At 39.1% G+C, this 18,350-nt stretch carries 10 protein-coding genes; all 10 read left to right on the top strand.

From position 1 onward, the window contains the following. Positions 1-36: 36 nt before the first annotated feature. The 10 genes from DO88_RS08745 (at position 37) to DO88_RS08700 (ending at position 18,350) form a co-directional block, all read left to right on the top strand. The gene (locus DO88_RS08745; protein WP_033039543.1) at positions 37-2,376 is read left to right on the top strand and encodes an alkaline phosphatase D family protein; all 2,340 of its coding nucleotides are present in this window, start codon (positions 37-39) and stop codon (positions 2,374-2,376) included. 212 nt (positions 2,377-2,588) lie between these two features. After that, positions 2,589-6,062, top strand: a complete 3,474-nt coding sequence (locus DO88_RS08740; RefSeq protein WP_033039545.1) for a TonB-dependent receptor — start codon at positions 2,589-2,591, stop codon at positions 6,060-6,062. Between the two features lie 148 nt (positions 6,063-6,210). After that, positions 6,211-7,485, top strand: coding sequence for a family 16 glycosylhydrolase (locus DO88_RS08735; protein WP_033039547.1), 1,275 nt, complete (start codon positions 6,211-6,213; stop codon positions 7,483-7,485). A gap of 4 nt (positions 7,486-7,489) precedes the next feature. After that, positions 7,490-9,175, top strand: coding sequence for a sodium:solute symporter family protein (locus DO88_RS08730; RefSeq protein WP_033039549.1), 1,686 nt, complete (start codon positions 7,490-7,492; stop codon positions 9,173-9,175). Then, positions 9,165-10,379: a glycoside hydrolase family 117 protein gene (locus DO88_RS08725; RefSeq protein WP_033039552.1), complete on the top strand. Its 1,215-nt coding sequence runs from the start codon at positions 9,165-9,167 to the stop codon at positions 10,377-10,379. The genes DO88_RS08730 and DO88_RS08725 overlap by 11 nt, the downstream gene beginning before the upstream one ends. Further along, complete coding sequence (locus DO88_RS08720) at positions 10,372-12,657, top strand: FAD-dependent oxidoreductase (RefSeq protein ID WP_033039557.1); 2,286 nt, start codon at positions 10,372-10,374, stop codon at positions 12,655-12,657. Before DO88_RS08725 ends, DO88_RS08720 begins: the two co-directional genes overlap by 8 nt. 14 nt (positions 12,658-12,671) lie before the next feature. Beyond that, positions 12,672-13,820, top strand: a complete 1,149-nt coding sequence (locus tag DO88_RS18735) for a lactonase family protein (RefSeq protein ID WP_084166026.1) — start codon at positions 12,672-12,674, stop codon at positions 13,818-13,820. A 9-nt stretch (positions 13,821-13,829) separates the two neighbouring features. Next, on the top strand, positions 13,830-14,414 hold the full coding sequence (locus tag DO88_RS08710) for an RNA polymerase sigma factor (RefSeq protein WP_033039559.1): 585 nt from the start codon (positions 13,830-13,832) through the stop codon (positions 14,412-14,414). Further along, on the top strand, positions 14,411-15,967 hold the full coding sequence (locus tag DO88_RS08705) for a LamG-like jellyroll fold domain-containing protein (protein WP_033039561.1): 1,557 nt from the start codon (positions 14,411-14,413) through the stop codon (positions 15,965-15,967). Before DO88_RS08710 ends, DO88_RS08705 begins: the two co-directional genes overlap by 4 nt. Positions 15,968-16,031: 64 nt before the next feature. After that, entirely contained in the window at positions 16,032-18,350 is a 2,319-nt protein-coding gene (locus DO88_RS08700) for a beta-galactosidase (RefSeq protein WP_157600362.1), read from the top strand.

The raw sequence follows: 18,350 nt of genomic DNA on the forward strand, positions 1-18,350 counted from the left end.
CGTCCTAATTCACACACAATAATAAAGGTGATTAAAATGAAACGCAGAAGTTTTTTAAAGCTCAGCGCCGGCCTACTAAGTTCAAGTATGCTCGGTGGTTGCAGCGGTTTATTTGCATCATACCGAGGTGACTTAACCTCAACTGCACCATTAGATAATACGAATTTAAGCAAGCAAGTGTGGCTCGGTAAGCATTTTTGGGGGAACAGACTCCAAGACTGGCAACGCATAGGTAATGAGCTTTTATGTACTCGAGAAGAAAAAGATTTTGAAGCGCGTACCGTATCGTTACTCACCAGGCAGCTTGATAGCTCTTTACAAAGTGGGCGTATAAAAGCCACCGTACGCAATTTAACGCCGAACGAAAAAGGCTTTTGTGGATTTTTATTAGGGATTGGTAAAGGTGAGCTAACAGCTAAAGGTGCTGCTTTAGCGCAGCGAGCTGGTGGCGAAAATGGCGGAATAATTGCGGCCTTTGACAGTTTAGGTAAATTATCATTTAGACAGTTTGATGATGAAAGCAAAGCCCTTGATTTTACTATTATTAATCGTACTCCATTTAATATACAACAATATAAAAGCGGCGATAAAATAACACTCGATTGCCATTTAGACCCAATAGATGCAAACCATTTTGATATTCGTCTTGTGGCAAGTAACACAAATACTGCCCAGGAGTTAGGATTTGCAGTACTTCACAAAGTCCCCGCAGATCAACTGCAAGGAGGTATTTCGTTATTAAGCTCCTCAGAGCCTTTTGTAGCAGGTGCTCGTTGGGGGTTTAGTGATATTGAAACCGGTGGAGGTAAAATAACTCTAAATAATGCCAATACCTTAGGCCCCGTTATGGGGTGTATGTATAGCGTTAATCAGCAGGTACTCAAGTTATCTTGTCAGTTAATGCCTATTAATATTAAAGAATTTTCACGCGTAGAGCTGCAATATAAGTTTGAAAACCAATCCGATTGGCAGCATGCAGGCACAGCAAAAATTGAAGATGGTTTTGTAGCAAGGTTTAGATTAAGTAATTGGGATTATTTAAAACAAGCTCAATACAGAATTGTTAACCCACAAAAGCCTGATGACACTTTATATTCTGGAACTATTGCTAAGGACCCACAAAGTAGTAAAGAATTTACGATTGCATTGTACTCTTGTATTATTCCTACTTCTAAAAGCTTAGACAACACACATTACACACGCCTTATTAGTAGCGAGCGCGATTTAGGACGTTACACCAAAGACAATATTTTATTTCCTCACACTGAACTTGTAGAAAATGCTAATTACCATAACCCTGATATGTATGTCTTTTGTGGCGATCAGTACTACGAAACATACCCGACTCGCTATGGTCGCCACACCAAAGATGCCAAACTAGATACCTTATATAAATGGTACTTATGGTACTGGGCGTTTGCCGATAGTATGAAAGATAAGCCTACACTTGTTTTAGTTGATGACCATGATGTGCTGCAAGGTAACTTGTGGGGCGATGGTGGCGATCACTCCGATATGCTAAAAGAAGAAGATGGCGGTTATAAGTGGGACAAAGACCTTGTTAGAATGATCTACCGTATGCAAAATGGGCATAATCCGGACCCTTACGATCCCACACCGATAAAATATGATATTCCGGTTAGTTATGCTGCATTTGAATATGGCGGTATTAGTTTTGCGATGGTTGAGGATCGTAAATTTAAAACGCCACCTGATTACAAAGCAAATAAACTTGCCACAACGGGGGAGTTATTAGGCAAACGCCAAGAAGCCTTTCTAAAAAATTGGCAAAGCATGCATCCAGGAAAACCAAAAATATGTATTACAGCCTCAATGTGGGGGTCGCCTCAAACCGATGAAAATGGTAAAGGACTCATTGATTACGATTCTAATGGCTATCCAGCGGATGGGCGTACACGCGCAGTAAAATTAGTAAGTGATGCTAATGCATTAGTAATTGCGGGAGATCAACACCTCGGATTGCTTGCCTATCAAGGAATCAATACTTTTGATGATGGTAGCTTGTTTTTTGCAGGCCCAGCTAGCGCAGCATTTTGGCAGCGATGGTTTGAACCCCACGCACCTTTACCAAATCAGCGAAACAACGACAAAAACACCGGTGATTTTACAGACACGTTTGGCAATAAAATGCGAGTTCTAGCGGCAGCTAACCCAAAAGTTACGCATAAAGTTTTTGCTAAACAAAATACAACGTGGGGTAAGTTTTTAGCTGACAGAAACTTAAAAAGTGAAGGTTATGGGATTATTAAAATAAACCATGCAAAAAAATATTATCAATTAGAGTGCTGGGAGTGGAATACAGATCCATCAACAGAAAAGCAGTTTACTGGTTGGCCGTATATAAAAGAATTTTGATTAGGCTAGAACTATTGACGATAAACTCTGTGTAAATATTTACTTTAACACAGTTACTTAAGAGCAATTTAATGCTTACGCATTAAGTTGCTTTTTTATAATCAAATAAATATTGTTAACAAAATACAGTTGACAATAGTTTGGTTTTTATATTATTGTTTACAAAAGATTAACCTGCCAACATAATAAAACCTTAGAAAGGGAACACACACATGACAATCATCAACAAAGCGTTCAAATTGAGCGCGATTACGGCCGCAGTACTTGCAACACAATTGGTGTATGCCAAGCAAGACGAAAGCACACAAGAAAAAACGAAAGTAGAAGCCGATATTGAAATAATTGAAGTAAGCGGTTTAGCGGCGAGTCTTAAAAAATCCATTAATGATAAGCGTTTTGCTGAAAACGTTGTTGACTCCATAAACGCTGAAGACATTGGTAAGTCCACTGATCAAAACATCGCTGATGCGCTTTCACGCGTAACAGGGGTATCTGTACAAACTGTTGATGGTGAAGGCGCACGGGTAACTGTTCGTGGCGCTAATTCACAACAAAACAATATTAGTATGAATGGGGTGCAATTGGGCTCAACTGGCTATAGCCAAGGTGTCGATTTATCACAGTATTCTTCAGATATCTTATCTAAGATAGAGGTTGTAAAAACCCCAAGTGCAGATCATGAAGAAGGTGCGTTGGGCGCAAATATTAACCTTAGTACAACCAAGCCACTTGATTTAAATTATGAAATAAATACGGTAACACTTGAAGGCCGTTATAACGATCTGTCTGAAGAAGATAACTACAAAGTATCAGGTACTTTTTCAAGAAAGTTTTTTGATGATACGTTTGGTGTGGTGGTTACCGCAGTTAAAGAAACAAATACTTATCGTAAAGACCAATTTTCAGCAACGGAGTGGTATGCATTAGAGTCGCCTCTAGCTACAGATACAAACGGTAATATTGTTGAAAACGTTGTCGGTATAGCCCCTCGTAATGTTCAGTATCAATATCATGAAAGTGAAAATGATAGAACTAATTTTAATATTGGTTTGCAATGGATAGCATCAGAGAATACTGAATTTAATTTTAATGCTATTTTGGGTAAGCAAGATATAAATAACTCAATGCATGGTATTAACACGCGCTCGTCTCAATATGGAAATTTAATTGAAGGTGTTGACCCTGGCTTGGGCGGTACAGGCCCTGCATTATTTACAGATCCCGAAGCAAGTTGGCGAACTATTGATCTTGAAACGAATACGTTTACAAAATTTGTAAACCGTTTTAGTAATGGTGGACTTGTGCAATCTGAAGGCGATTTTGAAAATAAAAATCAGATCCTGTCATTAGATATGAATCATAGTTTTACCGATTCATTTGCGATGAAAGCAGGTGTTGGCTATTCAAAAACACAGCAAATACCTAATAACTCAGTTTACGTTGCATTACAAAACTTTGGAAATATTAATGCGTGGATAATCAATAATGTACCGCCAGAAGATATAGAGCCTGTTGGTTATGATTGTACTAGCAGCTCCGTGTGTACGCTAGTTGCGGGTCAGGGTTTAATTGATTATGGCCCTAATGACAATTTTGGTGATCCGCTGAATGTGTGGGATAACTATAGTACAACAGGTTTTAATCCTGATGAACTAAGGGCTCAACATCTTTCATATATGAGCCGTTCATTAAATGAAGTTGAAGATACCCAAAAATCATTATTTGTAGATTTTGATTACGCTCTTAATTTCGATAATTTCAGATCGATTGAGTTTGGTGCTAAATGGTCAAACCGTACAAAATACGTTGATGCGCAAATTGGTACATTCAGCTCAGTGGGTGAGGGCGTTGTGGTAACAAACCCTTACACTGGTAACCCGGCTGTATTGGGCAGTGGATTGCGCGATATTTCTGGCGATTTGATAACCGATGGCGAAGAGTTTCCAGTTGATGACTTTATGGCTGGTCTTGGTTATGCTCGTGATAGCATTACAGATGGTTGGAATCGTTTTTCAGCATTTAAAGCATTTGAAGTTGCCCAAGGTAGTACCGAAGTTGCTTTTAATACGGATGATTCGAATACACGCAATACTGAACTAGACAACTTAGCATTTTACACTAAGTTAAACTTTGAATTGATGGATGGTAAGATTTCAGGTGATTTTGGCGTTCGTTATGTTAAAACCACAGTAGAGGTTCAAGGTGCATCAGGAGTACAGTTTGCATTTGACCCATCTAACGCAGCTCGTTTAATGGACCCATTTAAACTGGCTGAACTACGCGATACAAGTTTACCTGAATGTGCGCCAATTTTATTCTATGGTACTGATTATAATGCAGAAACACGTTGGTCTCGTGTAGACGGTTTGGGCTACGACACAAATGCTACAAAAGACTTAAGAGATGATACTGCGTTAGCTGACCAAGGTGCATGTCACGATCCTAATGCTGTACGTGGGAATCCAAATGAATCTGAGTGGTGGTTATGGCGCCATTCTGATGTATCAACAGAAAAAAATTATGTTTATGGCGAACGCAAGTTTGATGATAATGGCAACTTATTACCAACTGAGGATCGAAGCCTTCGTTCATTCAGTGTGACAGATGAGCATGACTATGATTTATTCTTGCCAAGTTTAAATATTAATTATTTGTATGATGAAGATACCATAATCCGTTTTGCGGCCTCAAAAACAATGGCTCGCCCTCAAATAGACTCGTTGCGCCCAGGCTTCAAGGTAAGAGAAACACAGTGGGGTGGTGAAAATCGTAATAATACTATCACGCTCACTAACCCTAAACTTGATCCATTAGAATCAATTAATTTAGATATTTCTTATGAGTGGTACTTTAATGAGTCTGGTCTGTTAGCTGCAACTTTGTTTTACAAAGATATGACTAACTTTGAAGAGTCAGAAACTATTGTGACTTATATGGATGATTTACGTGGTATAGGTTTAACTGAAGGTGAAACTTACGACCCGAATGATCTTGTACTTATTTCAGGACAAGACAGCCTTGAAGGATGTATGCCTAGACGTTTTCAAGGCAGTACAGACTACCAAGAAGAATGGCTATATTCTGATGATTTAGAACAGTTGTGTGCCAAGTTCAATACTACGCGTATTAAAAACGGTAAAGGCGCGTCGATCAAAGGTCTAGAGCTACAATACATGCAAACTTACGACAATTTGCCAGGTATTTGGTCTGGTTTGGGACTACAAGCTAACTACACATATCAAGATAGTGAGTATGACCAAGAAGTATCATCAATTGATAGCAATGTTAAGCTACCATCGCTTGCTGTTGCTTATACACCAGAGCATAGCTACAACCTGACAGGTTTTTGGGAAAAGGACGGTCATCAACTTCGTCTATCATACCAAGGTACAACTGATCAGTTAGTACAACGCTCTTGGGAAAATGGTTCTTTGTGGGAAGAGGGACGCCAGACGCTTGATTTTTCAGCAAGCTATAAAGTAAATGATAAAATGACGGTTTCACTGCAAGTAGCAAACTTAACGGATGAGGGCGTACGCCAGTACTTTACTAGTCGCTTCTTATCCGCTGGTGGTCAGACTTTCTCTGAAGGGAGTCCACTTGAAGGCGAAGCAACCAAGTCGCGTACGGTTTATCAATACCATACTGGCCGAACACTTAGACTTAATGCCCGTATTAATTTCTAAAACGATAAGATAATGAAAAAGCCCGCAGTATTACTGCGGGCTTTTTTATTTTTTAATAAAAATAGTGTCATTTTGATTTCTCAAGACAATACCTAGCATGAAATAAAACTTATAACTCGTTAGATAAAACAACAAGAAAGGGTAAAACATGTTTAAAGTATTTTCTAAATGTACGCTGGCAACAATAGTTGTCACATCGTTTTTTGCTGGTGCTGATCAACCACGCGAACTTGATTCCTCAACATGGCAATTACAGTGGAATGATGAGTTTAATTATGCAAATGCTGAATTAGATAAAAACTGGGTTTCTCAAAATGGGCCGACAGAAAACCCATGGGTATTAAGTAGTCGCTGGCGCGATAATGCACAAGTTAAAGACGGAATACTGCACTTATTAGCAAAGAAAGAACCTCGAGGTGGCCAAGACTGGACGACAGGTAATATTTGGTCAAAACGCTCATTTCATTATGGCTATTTTGAAGCTCGCTTTAAATATGCCGGTGCCTATGGCACGAATAACTCATTTTGGTTTTGGCCAAAACAAGGGGTTAAAGATGGCTTAAAGGCATGCGAGATTGATATTAATGAAGGGCATTTCCCTAATATAATTAATACCAACGTACATAACTGGACCGATACTTATACACTACCAAATGGCCGTGTTACTCACAGTGATAACCAGTTACACCACACTTTAATCGGCAAGCCTGATCACACTGTTGAGTTTAACAAGCCAGTTAAAACTAAAAAAATACGATTAACATCGACTAATCCTACGTCTCTTCATATTTCTGAATTTAGAGTCTTTGCGCCTAGCGCTCAATACCCTGATGCATTTGACGAAGAAAAAATAAAGAATATAAGCAATTTAGCGCAAGCTGACGATGTTTCTATAAAAACGAATGGGTTATTTAATAAGTTAATATCAGAAGAGTCTTTTGCTATTGATGGTAATCCGCAAACACGTTGGGTGTCAGAAAAGCATGGTGAAAAGTTTTTAGAACTCAGTTGGGATAAGTCGCATGAAATTGGCGCTATTCAATTTATAAATGGTTGGTTGCAAGAGCATGGTGTTGATAAAGGTGCTTATCGCAATTTAATTTCCGATTACAACATCGAGTATCACGATGGAGAAAATTGGCAAAAAATCACTTCATATAATGCCGCTAACGTTGCTGATTTTTCAAAAGAGTTTCATACCTATGGGCTTGAATGGGATAAAGATTACTTTAATTTTTATTTTGACGGTGAACTCTATTACACCATGAGAAATGATGTCTGCTTTAGTGAAACAACGATGTTATTTAGTTTAGCTATTTTAAAAGCGGCGATTGCAGGTCCTGTAAGTGATGATATTGATGGTACCAGCATGGCGATAGATTGGGTTAGGTACTACACCCGAAAAGAAAATAGCGAGGACTAAGGCTATGCATATTATTGATATAAGTGTAGTCGTTATATTTTCTTTATTGATCATTGGGTGTGGCTTAAGTTTTTCTGCTGCTGGAAAGAATATGAAAAGCTTTTTCTCTGCGGGAGGTGCGCTACCTTGGTGGATGAGCGGGTTGTCACTGTTTATGAGTTTCTTCTCGGCAGGTACGTTTGTTGTATGGGGAGCTATTGCATATAAGCATGGCTGGGTGGCGATTACTATTCAATGGACTATGTGTTTAGCAGGGGTGTTGATTGCTTTATTTATTGCGCCTAAATGGCAGAAAACCGGTGTATTAACCGCAGCCGAATTTATTAAGCAGCGCCTTGGCTTAAATGTACAAAGAACTTATACCTATATTTTTCTCTTAATTGCGAGCTTTTCGACTGGTGCTTTTTTATATCCAGTGGCAAAAATAGTTGAAGTCGCTACGGGTTTATCTCTTGAATATACCGTCATCATTTTAGGACTATTGATCTTAGCCTATACCGCTGTTGGCGGTTTATGGGCGGTGATAATTACCGACATTTTGCAATTTGTGGTGCTCACTGCAGCGGTATTAATTGTGGTACCGCTATCATTTGAGGCGATTGGCGGCATTGAGAACTTTATCGACAAAGCACCTGATGATTTTTTTAACTTAGTAAATGATGAGTATTCATGGGAGTTTATCTTTGCCTTTGGGCTCTATAACTTATTTTTTATTGCTGGTAACTGGTCTTATATTCAACGCTTCACTAGTGTGAAAACACCAAAGGATGCAAAAAAGGTTGGGGGACTATTTGCGATTCTTTATCTTATTTGCCCAGTAGTTTGGATGTTAGCCCCGATGATTTACCGAACGATGAACCCCAATCTAGTTGGGTTTGAAAGTGAAGGGGCTTATTTGCAAATGTGCAAAGAAGTTTTGCCAGTAGGGATGCTTGGATTAATGCTAGCAGGAATGGTATTTGCGACATCAAGCTCAATTAACACGTCTTTAAACATCGCCGCAGGTGTTATCAGTAATGACATATATAAAAATATAAAACCAGATGCTTCCCAAGCTACGCTAGTTAAGGTCGGTCGAATTGCAACTGGCGTACTCGGTCTAATTACGATTATTGTTGCGTTACTAATTCCCTTACTTGGTGGTGTAGTTGAAGTGGTAATGACCATGGCTGCGCTCACTGGTGGACCGTTGTTTTTACCACCCATTTGGTTGCTTTTTTCTCGTTATCAAACTGGGAAAACGATTTTAATAACCACTATTTTTAGTTTACTGGTGAATGCTTTTTTTAAGTTTGTTAGTCCTTGGTTATTTGATTTTAGCTTAGATAGAGCGCAGGAGATGATGATGGGGGTGTTATTTCCTGTATTGATGCTAACTGTATTTGAGTTGTACTTAAGAGCACAAAGAAAAACACCTGCGTGTTATGAAAACTACTTAGTCGAATTAAGCCAAATTAAACCGACGGCCGAATTAATAACTCCAGAAAAAAGTGCGGATAACAATCATGGTATTCGAGTTTTAGGGTTTGGTATTCTCTCTACTGGCGCGATTATGCTTTCGTTGGCCGCAATTGCAACCACCGGAAAAATCGAAATAACAGTAATAAGCGGTGGCATTTTTATATTAGGGGGTGTTTTAGTTTTTAAGTTTAGAAGTAAGGCAGTAAAGGGACTTATCAATGAGCAATAGCAATAACAAATTAAAGCAGCAAAGTTACCCATGGGATATTCCAGCTAAAAAACCAGCACGAGAATTGAGTGCTGCAATGTCGAGGTTGTATGACAACTATTTAACCCCTCGTCCGGAAGACAATCCTTTATTTACTAGTTTTAAGTACACTGAGCTCACTGGGTTTAGCTATCATAATAATGATGGGACTATTTCAAGACGCGACCCATCTAAAATTATAAAAGTTGATGGTCTTTATTATGTTTGGTACACAAAACGGTGCACTCAATTCCCACCAAAAGGGGCGCAGCACTGTAACGAGTTGACTCCCTCCACTGATTGGGATTTATCCGAAATTGGCTATGCCATTAGTATTAATGGATTTGACTGGGTTGAACAAGGTATCGCCGTCACCAGGCCCAAGCACCCGCAGTTAGGTTGGCGCTCGGTTAGTACACCAGATATCTTGATTTATGAAAATAAATATTATCTTTATTATCAAGCCTTTAATGAAGCTAGCGGTAAGAAAGGTGATCATTGTCCGGTAACACTATCAGTTGCCGATACGCCAGATGGACCGTGGTTGCCACATGGTGAGGTTATTATTGAAAATGGTGAGCCGGGAAGTTGGGATCAATTCTCGATTCATGACCCTTATTTATTAATTTATAAAGGAAAAATACATTTATACTATAAAGCCGCCTACGGAGATAGACCTGATTACTTAGTGGGTAATGGCTTGGCAACCGCGAATAATCCTTTTGGGCCTTTTGAAAAACACCCTCTGAACCCTATTTTAAACTCAGGCCACGAAACTACTTATTTTCCGTTTAAATCAGGAATAGCTGCTTTTACTATCAGAAATGGCAATGAAAGTAACACCATTCAATATTCACCTGATGGGGTGAACTTTTCGATTGCCGCAGTGACCTCCCTCATGCCAATTGCAGCAGGTCCTTATGTTGCCAATGCATTTGACTGTGCAAGCAAAGCAAACGGGATTGAGTGGGGCTTGTGCCACTTTTCTGACAAACAAGCGCGCAATAAACACAGTTTTTTAGCCAGATTTGATTGTAGTTTAATGGTAAATGAGCTTGAAAAAGAATTAAAAGTCACGGATGTACCTCACCAGCCTAGTGTTTATTTTGCGCAGTCATTAAGCCCAGAATTAAAAAATAAACGCTCATATCAAAAACAAGAAAAAGAGATCAAGAGTTATGATTAAGCAAAACTTTAATGAAGCTGCACGCGAAAATAAGAAACAACAATTAAATACTCAGTTTGTGGTTGCCGGTGGTGGCTTAGCAGGTACATGTGCAGCAATCAGTGCGGCGCGAGCGGGTAGTAAGGTTGTGTTAATTCAAGATCGTCCCGTACTCGGTGGTAATGCGTCAAGCGAAGTAAGATTATGGGCGTTGGGGGCAACATCGCATATGGGCAACAATAATCGCTGGTCACGCGAGGGTGGGGTTATTGATGAAATCATGCTGGACAATCTTAAGTTAAACAGACACGGTAACCCATTAATTTTTGATACCATTTTGCTCGACAAAGTAATTGCCGAAAAAAATATTACCTTGTTGTTAAATACCTCTGTGGTTGATGTAAATAAACAACACAGCACTAAGATTGCCAGTGTAGAGGCATTTTGCAGTCAAAATTCTACTCATTACATTATTAGTGCGCCGTTATTTTGTGATGCGACCGGTGATGGCCTTGTTGCGTTTAATGCTGGAGCGGGGTTCAGAATTGGTGCTGAATCAAAAGCAGAGTTTGGTGAGCTGTTAGCATCTGATGAAGAGAACATGGAGTTACTTGGTCATACATTATTTTTCTACAGTAAAAAAATGGATCAGCCTATTAGTTACAAAGCCCCTGATTTTGCTTACTCGTATGAACAAATAGAGGCGATACCTCGCTGTAAAGATATTGCCGGAAGTGACTCTGGCTGTAAGTTTTGGTGGATAGAATTTGGCGGAATACGCGATACTATTTATGAAACGGAGGATATTAAATGGGAGCTTTGGAAACTCGTTTACGGAATTTGGGACTACATAAAAAATAGCGGCAGGTTTGATGATGTCGAAAATCTAACTTTAGAATGGGTAGGCACAATTCCTGGCAAACGCGAAAGCAGGCGCTTTGAAGGGGAATATATGATAAAACAGCAAGATATTATTGAGCAAACCCAGTTCAATGATGCTGTATCTTTTGGTGGATGGGCGATTGATATTCACCCCGCTGAAGGCATATACAGCGAACGACCTCCTTGCTCTCAATATCATTCAAAAGGGGTTTACCAAATACCGTACCGCTGCTTTGTTAGCCGTGATATAGAAAATTTATATTATGCAGGACGAATAATCAGCGCAACACATATGGCGTTTGGTTCAACACGAGTTATGATTACCTGCGCACACGGCGGACAAGCGGTGGGGGCAGCTGCTGCTATGTGTAATAAACTCAATATCACACCCAAAGAGCTATTACAGCCAGAACACATAGCACAGTTACAGCAAAACCTGAATCTAAATGGCCAAAGTATCCCTGGGATCCGTTTAGATAAGCACAATAATTTAGCAGCCCAAGCCTCTATTACTGCATCGAGTGAATTAGTCTTCAATGGTTTTCAACCTAGCGGCCGTAGAATGCAATTAGATTCATCGTGTGCACAGTTGGTTGCTTTTGCAAAAGGCCAAGGACCAACAATTAGCATAACGGTTTTTGCTCATAAAGAGACAGAGTTAACGTGCCAATTACGCACTAGTATCAAGCATGAAAACTATACGCCAGATGTTATAAATAAAACTATCAGTTTGTTTGTCACGGCGGGCGAAAGTACGCTCGAGTTTGATTTTAGCGATTGCAGCTTAGAGATGCAGTACGGGTTCATTTGTTTTTTACAAAACAGTGATATAGAGCTTGCTACCACAGAGCAGCTTATTACGGGCACTATGGTTGTGTTCAATAAAGTTCACAAAGCGGTATCAAATAAAGGCAAACAAACAGTACCTGAAAATAGTGGTCTTGAAGAGTTTGAATTTTGGACACCAGCGCGGCGGCCAAACGGTCAAAATTTGGCAATCGGTATATCTCCCGCCATTCATAATCACCAAGCGACGCAGATAATTAACGGCTTTGTGAGGCCTTGGCTACAAACGAATGCATGGGTTGCTGACTTAGCAGAACCATCGCCAACCCTAAAGTTAGTATGGCCAGAAAAAGTAACGATGAGGCAAATAGTTCTTTATTTTGATAGTGACTTTGACCATGCGTTAGAAACCGTATTAATGGAGCATAACGAAGACCAGGTACCTTATTGTGTGCAAACCTATACAATTAAAACAGATTCTGGTGAGGTAATTGCACACGTTACGGGTAATTATCAAAGTATTAATAAAATCGATTTAGTAGAGCCTATAACAACGCAACACTTGATTCTAGAATTCGCTCATCCATCTAAAAATGTGCCTGCAGCACTGTTTGAAATTCAAATTAAGTAAAGGGAATTGAATAAATGAGTTTATGGCTAACAGGATTACATATACGACTTGAAAAGTGCGCTCAGCTGTTTGTTTTTATATCCTTTATTTTTTGCCTTGGTGGTTGTCAAAGTATCAGTGATGAACAATCTCGACTTAATTATTTTTTAGTCGGCAGCTACACAAATGAGCCTGATCAGGGCGTTTATTTAGTTTCTTATAATGAAAGTGATGATCTATTAATTAACGAACGCGTCGTTGTATCGGCAATCGATCCAAGCTATCTAAATTGGCAACCGACAATAAATAAATTGTATAGCATTGGCAGAGGGCTTGATAAAAAATCTGTTATTAACGTGTATGACTGGAAAAGTAACGCGTTTACAAAGCTTAAAACGTACCCGATTGAAGGAAAAGGGCTATGTCATATTAATATTTCGGATGATCGCCAGCAGTTAGCTGTTGTAAATTACACGACAGGTAATAGTGAACTGTTTAATATTAATAAGGCAGGATTATTAGTATCACGGGGTCAATTTACTAATACAGGAAGTAGTATTACGCCCAGACAACGAAGTGCTCATTTACATTTTTCGGGGTGGGATAAGCAAAGTCGCTATCTGTATTTGACGGATTTAGGTACAGACGAGATTATTGTTTTTGATAGCTTAAAAAGTGATTTTACGCCAGTACACCGCATTGAATTAACGCCGGGGGATGGGCCTCGCCATCTTGCTTTTCATCCGGCTAAAAAATTAGTGTTTAGCTTAAATGAATTGAGTAACAGTATTAGTATCTTCAAAATATTACAAAATGGTGCGTTATTACACGTTTCAAAAACAAATATAATGCCCGCAAAAGTTGGCGAGCAACAAAACCTTGCATCGGCAATTCGTATTTCTGAGGATGGTCGTCATGTTTATGTTGCTGTGCGCGGTGAGAATGCAATTTATGGTTATCAATTAATGGCAGAAACCCGACTACAATTAATTAATAAAGTCTCAAGTGGCGGTTTACATCCTCGTGATTTTAATTTTTCAAAATCACAAAAGCAGCTATTAGTGGCTAATCAATATAGTAATAATGTTGTGATTATTAAGCGTGATTTAGCATCTGGGAAGTTATTTACGACTCAAAGTCAATTGCAAATTGACGCACCATCTTACGTCAGTTATTTCAATTAGGACTCTGATTTGAAAGAAAATATAATATCGTTAGATGGTAAAAGTGATGGTTCTATAATTGACGATATATTACAAGGCAATGTTGCTGCATATTCTCTGTTAGTTGAGCGTTATCAGTCTGCTGTGAGGGCCTTTTTAGTTATTCGACTAAATACCCCTCACGAAGCAGAAGATTTAGCACAAGAGACCTTTATTATTGCTTTTAAAAAAATCGCTGAGTTTAACAGTGAAAGTTCCTTTTTAGCTTGGTTGAGAGGGATTGCTGCTTATTTATTAAAAAACCATCAACGTAAACACCGAGCCGTGGCATTAGGCAGCGCTGATGAGTTAGAGCACTTAATAAATCAACACATTGATGAAAATATCCATGAAGGGGCCGAGCTTGATATGTTTGATAATTTAACTATTTGCCTTGAAAAATTAACCGAGAAAATGCGCAATTTATTAACTGAACATTACACATTAGGTGTTTCATTGGCTGAGCTATGTCGAAAATATGAAGATAAACATTCTACTATGACTATGCGCTTATTTAGAATTCGTCAATCATTGAAAACATGTATTGATAAAAGAATACAGCAGCAGCAACGATGAGCATGACTGAACAAATGACGAAGCACCAACAACAGCTATTAGCCGCGTATTTGGCTGGCGAAGATGTTGCCGACGAATTGCTTGAAGCCTGTCAGCATGATGTTAATTTACTTGCACAAGTGAGTAAATATGTGACGAGTGAACGTTTATTAAAAGCACATCATCAATCGGATACGCGACCAGACAATTTTACCCGCAGTGTAATGGCAAAACTAAGCGAGCAACAAAAAACGATTTGGCCGAAAAGTACAATGAGCTGGTTTTCAAGCCCGTATTCGCTTGCTGCAAGTATTATGCTTTTTGTCAGCGTTATATTTTTGGCAGAGCACTTGGACTACACAAATAAGTTTGCTGAAGTCACAAAAATGACTGCTTCGCATAACGCTAATTTTTCTGTTGGCAGTCAATTAGGTCAAGGAGATATTATTCTTGAGCATGGTTACAGTGAAATTTCACTCGAAAATGGCGTGGTACTCGTTTTAGAAGCGCCGGTTAAAGTGAATTTGCAATCCAGAGATAAAGTAACGCTTTATCATGGTAAGTTAGTGGCCCGAGTACCACAAAATGCAATTGGCTTTAGAGTTGATACCCCAAGTTCAGAGATAATAGATTTAGGCACAGAATTTGGCGTCGAAGTGTCTAATAGCGGTGAATCTCAAGTACATGTGCTCGATGGTGAAATAAAAGCGCGTGGCAATAAAACGCAGTCTTATCAACATGTGAAAAAAGATCAGGCATTAGCGTTTGATTTAAATCATCAAATTACCAGCTTTGTTAGCGTACCTTCTGATTTTATGCGTGTATTACCTGGAGACTCAATAGAGGAGCCTCACTTATTACATTGGTCATTTGATGATAAGCAGCAACATAATTATCTCTCCATCGGCCGTGGTATTGATGGGCAGCAGTATGTAGCCAAAGATAAATCACCTATTGATGAACCGTTAACAGAGGTAGCGGGTGTATATGATAAGGCAATTAGCTTTAATGGTGAAAATAATTGGTTAGAAACACAGTACCCTGGTGTTGGCAGTGATAACCCCAGAACGGTCGCCTTTTGGCTCAAAGTACCTAGTGATTTTTTACCTGAAAATGCATACGGCATTGTGAGCTGGGGATTACAGCAAGATTATTCAGCGTGGCAAATTTCCCCTAATCCAGAGTTAATTGACGGGCCTTTAGGTAGGATCAGAATAGGGACCTACAATGCTCAAATTGTGGGTAATACCGACTTGCGAGATGATGAGTGGCACCATATTGCAGTGGTTTTATACGGTGGACTAAAGAGTAACTTAGCGACACATGTTTTGCTATATGTTGATGGTAAGCTTGAAAAAACGCAGAAAAAGTCAATCGCTAAAGTCGCAACAAATTTACAGCACCCAGCCTCTCGGCCACTGACGATAGGCAAAAATATTGGTTACATAGAAGGCGCAACACATGAGAAGCAAATGTTCTTTAAAGGCGGACTCGATGAGCTTTATGTAGTAGAAGCGGCGTTGAATCAACAGCAAATAATTCAACTAATGACTCATAACCAGTTAAATGAATAAAAATATGTGTCAGAGTGCGTTTTCATAACATTACCTATTACTCGTTAAAGTATAAGGTAATAAAATGAATAAAATAATTAGATGCTTATCTATCTTTGTATACTCAACGTTAGTTTTAAGCGGTGAAGGTGTTGCAAGGGAATTTGACTTGCAACACGATAACAAGACTATTTTAATTGACGATTTTGAGCACGCTAGTAACAGTTATAAACTAACAAATAAAAATATAAAAACGACACAAGTAATTAAAAATAAAAATAAAGCATTAGAGCTTTCGTTTTCCACTAAGCATAAATTCTCTGGGATCACACTCAAACCAAATAAGTTATGGGATCTGAGTGTTTTGGGCAATAGCGCTTTATTTTTCGATGTTTCAAACGTAAGCGACTTTCCAGTGATGCTCAGTGTGAATATTACAGGTAAAGATAAACAAGTCCAAAGACGCACAATTGGGCTAACAACTAACGAGCACGCTACATTATATTTTGAGCTCAACTCCCAGACTTTAAATGTTGATACAGGACTCAGAGACACTCCTGGTAGCTTTAAAACAGCCGCACGAAAAATGATCTTGAGAGGCGCTAAACTCAATGTAGATTTTAGCCAAGTTGAAAGTATCGCTATCTATACAGAAACTCAAATAAATCCAACGGCTGTAACCGTCGATAATTTACGATTCGAAACGATACCCGATGCAAAACCAGATTTTTTAACAAACATCGTCGATAAATTTGGTCAATCTACACAGGTCAACTACCCGTTAAAGGTCAGCTCTGAACAACAATTAAGAGCAATCGCAAATAAAGAGTTAAATGATTTGTCGAAAGTAACCCCGCGGGCGGATAGAAGTAAGTTTGGCGGTTGGAAGCAAGGGCCTAAGTTAAAGGCAACAGGTTTTTTTCGTACGGAAAAAGTAAATGGCAAATGGGCGTTAGTTGACCCCGAAGGTTATTTGTTTTTTTCCTCAGGTATTGCCAACGCGCGAATGGCTAACACAACAACATTTACAGGTGTAGATTATCGCGATGATGCGGTCAGAGCGCGTGACCCTGATGATGTAACGCCAGAAGATTCAAAGGGCTTAAATAGTAATTTAGCTAAATATCAAAAATCAGCCTACATCGCTTATCCAGACCGAAGAGCCATGTTTAATTGGCTACCACAGTATAATGATAAGTTGGCAAATCACTATAGTTACAAGCGCTCATCTCATCTTGGACCTATCCAACATGGGGAAGTTTTTAGCTTTTACCAAGCAAATTTAGAACGTCGTTATGCTCAGCAATACCCAGATTCTTATATTGATAAATGGCGCGAAGTAACCTTAAAAAGAATGCAAGATTGGGGCTTTACTTCATTTGGGAATTGGACCGATGCTAGTTTTTATAATAATCAACAAGTTCCCTATTTTGCAAATGGGTGGATCATCGGCGACTTTAAAAGGTTGAGTTCTGGTTTTGATTATTGGGGAGCCATGCCTGACCCTTTCGATCCTGAATTTGTTAAAAGAGCTAACATAACCACTCAAGTTATTGCCCAAGAAGTACAAAATAACCCTTGGTGTATTGGGGTGTTTATTGATAACGAAATGAGCTGGGGAGGAGAGGGCTCAACAACCTTACGTTATGGCATTGTACTTGATGCACTATCTAAAACGACTGGGAATAGCCCGACCAAATCAGTGTTCGGTGATATGTTAAAACAAAAGTATAAGACCATTAGCCAGCTAAATAAGGCATGGAATAGAAATATTAAGTCATGGGAAGTATTTAATAATACTGGCGTTAACTATAAAAAAGACAGTAATTTTAATAACGCTATGATTGCCGATTTGTCGTGGTTGTTAACTCGTTTCTCCGATGAATATTTTAAGGTTGTAAATCATTCTTTAAAATCAGTATTGCCTGACCATTTATATATGGGCGCGAGGTTTACTTCTTGGGGGACATCGCCAGAAGCTCGCTGGTCTGCTAAGAAGTATGCCGATGTGATCAGTTATAATTATTATCGTGAAGGACTAGACCCGATGACATGGGATATGTTGAAAGAACTAGATATGCCTACGATTATTGGGGAATTTCACATTGGTTCAGGTGATACTGGTCAACCGAATCCAGGCATTATCCATGCTGCTAATCAACGCGATCGTGCTGATATGTACAAAACCTATATGAAAACGGTTATTGATAATCCGTATTTAATTGGTGCTCACTGGTTCCAATATATCGATTCGCCAATTACCGGTCGGGCGTATGATGGCGAAAATTATAATGTTGGATTTGTAACAACAACAGACATTCCCTACCCAGAGTTAGTTGAAGCGGCTAAACAAGTTCATAAATCGTTGTATCAGCAGCGTTATGGTGATGTGGAAATTAAATAA

The sequence above is a fragment of the Pseudoalteromonas sp. S3431 genome (genome assembly GCF_000690035.1).
GTDB classification, from domain to species: domain Bacteria; phylum Pseudomonadota; class Gammaproteobacteria; order Enterobacterales; family Alteromonadaceae; genus Pseudoalteromonas; species Pseudoalteromonas fuliginea.

Excerpts from the sequence above, each read along its gene's own strand:
- DO88_RS08745 (WP_033039543.1), top strand. The coding sequence starts at position 37 with ATGAAACGCAGAAGTTTTTTAAAGCTCAGCGCCGGCCTACTAAGTTCA.
- DO88_RS08740 (WP_033039545.1), top strand. The coding sequence starts at position 2,589 with ATGACAATCATCAACAAAGCGTTCAAATTGAGCGCGATTACGGCCGCA.
- DO88_RS08735 (WP_033039547.1), top strand. The coding sequence starts at position 6,211 with ATGTTTAAAGTATTTTCTAAATGTACGCTGGCAACAATAGTTGTCACA.
- DO88_RS08730 (WP_033039549.1), top strand. The coding sequence starts at position 7,490 with ATGCATATTATTGATATAAGTGTAGTCGTTATATTTTCTTTATTGATC.
- DO88_RS08725 (WP_033039552.1), top strand. The coding sequence starts at position 9,165 with ATGAGCAATAGCAATAACAAATTAAAGCAGCAAAGTTACCCATGGGAT.
- DO88_RS08720 (WP_033039557.1), top strand. The coding sequence starts at position 10,372 with ATGATTAAGCAAAACTTTAATGAAGCTGCACGCGAAAATAAGAAACAA.
- DO88_RS18735 (WP_084166026.1), top strand. The coding sequence starts at position 12,672 with ATGAGTTTATGGCTAACAGGATTACATATACGACTTGAAAAGTGCGCT.
- DO88_RS08705 (WP_033039561.1), top strand. The coding sequence starts at position 14,411 with ATGAGCATGACTGAACAAATGACGAAGCACCAACAACAGCTATTAGCC.
- DO88_RS08700 (WP_157600362.1), top strand. The coding sequence starts at position 16,032 with ATGAATAAAATAATTAGATGCTTATCTATCTTTGTATACTCAACGTTA.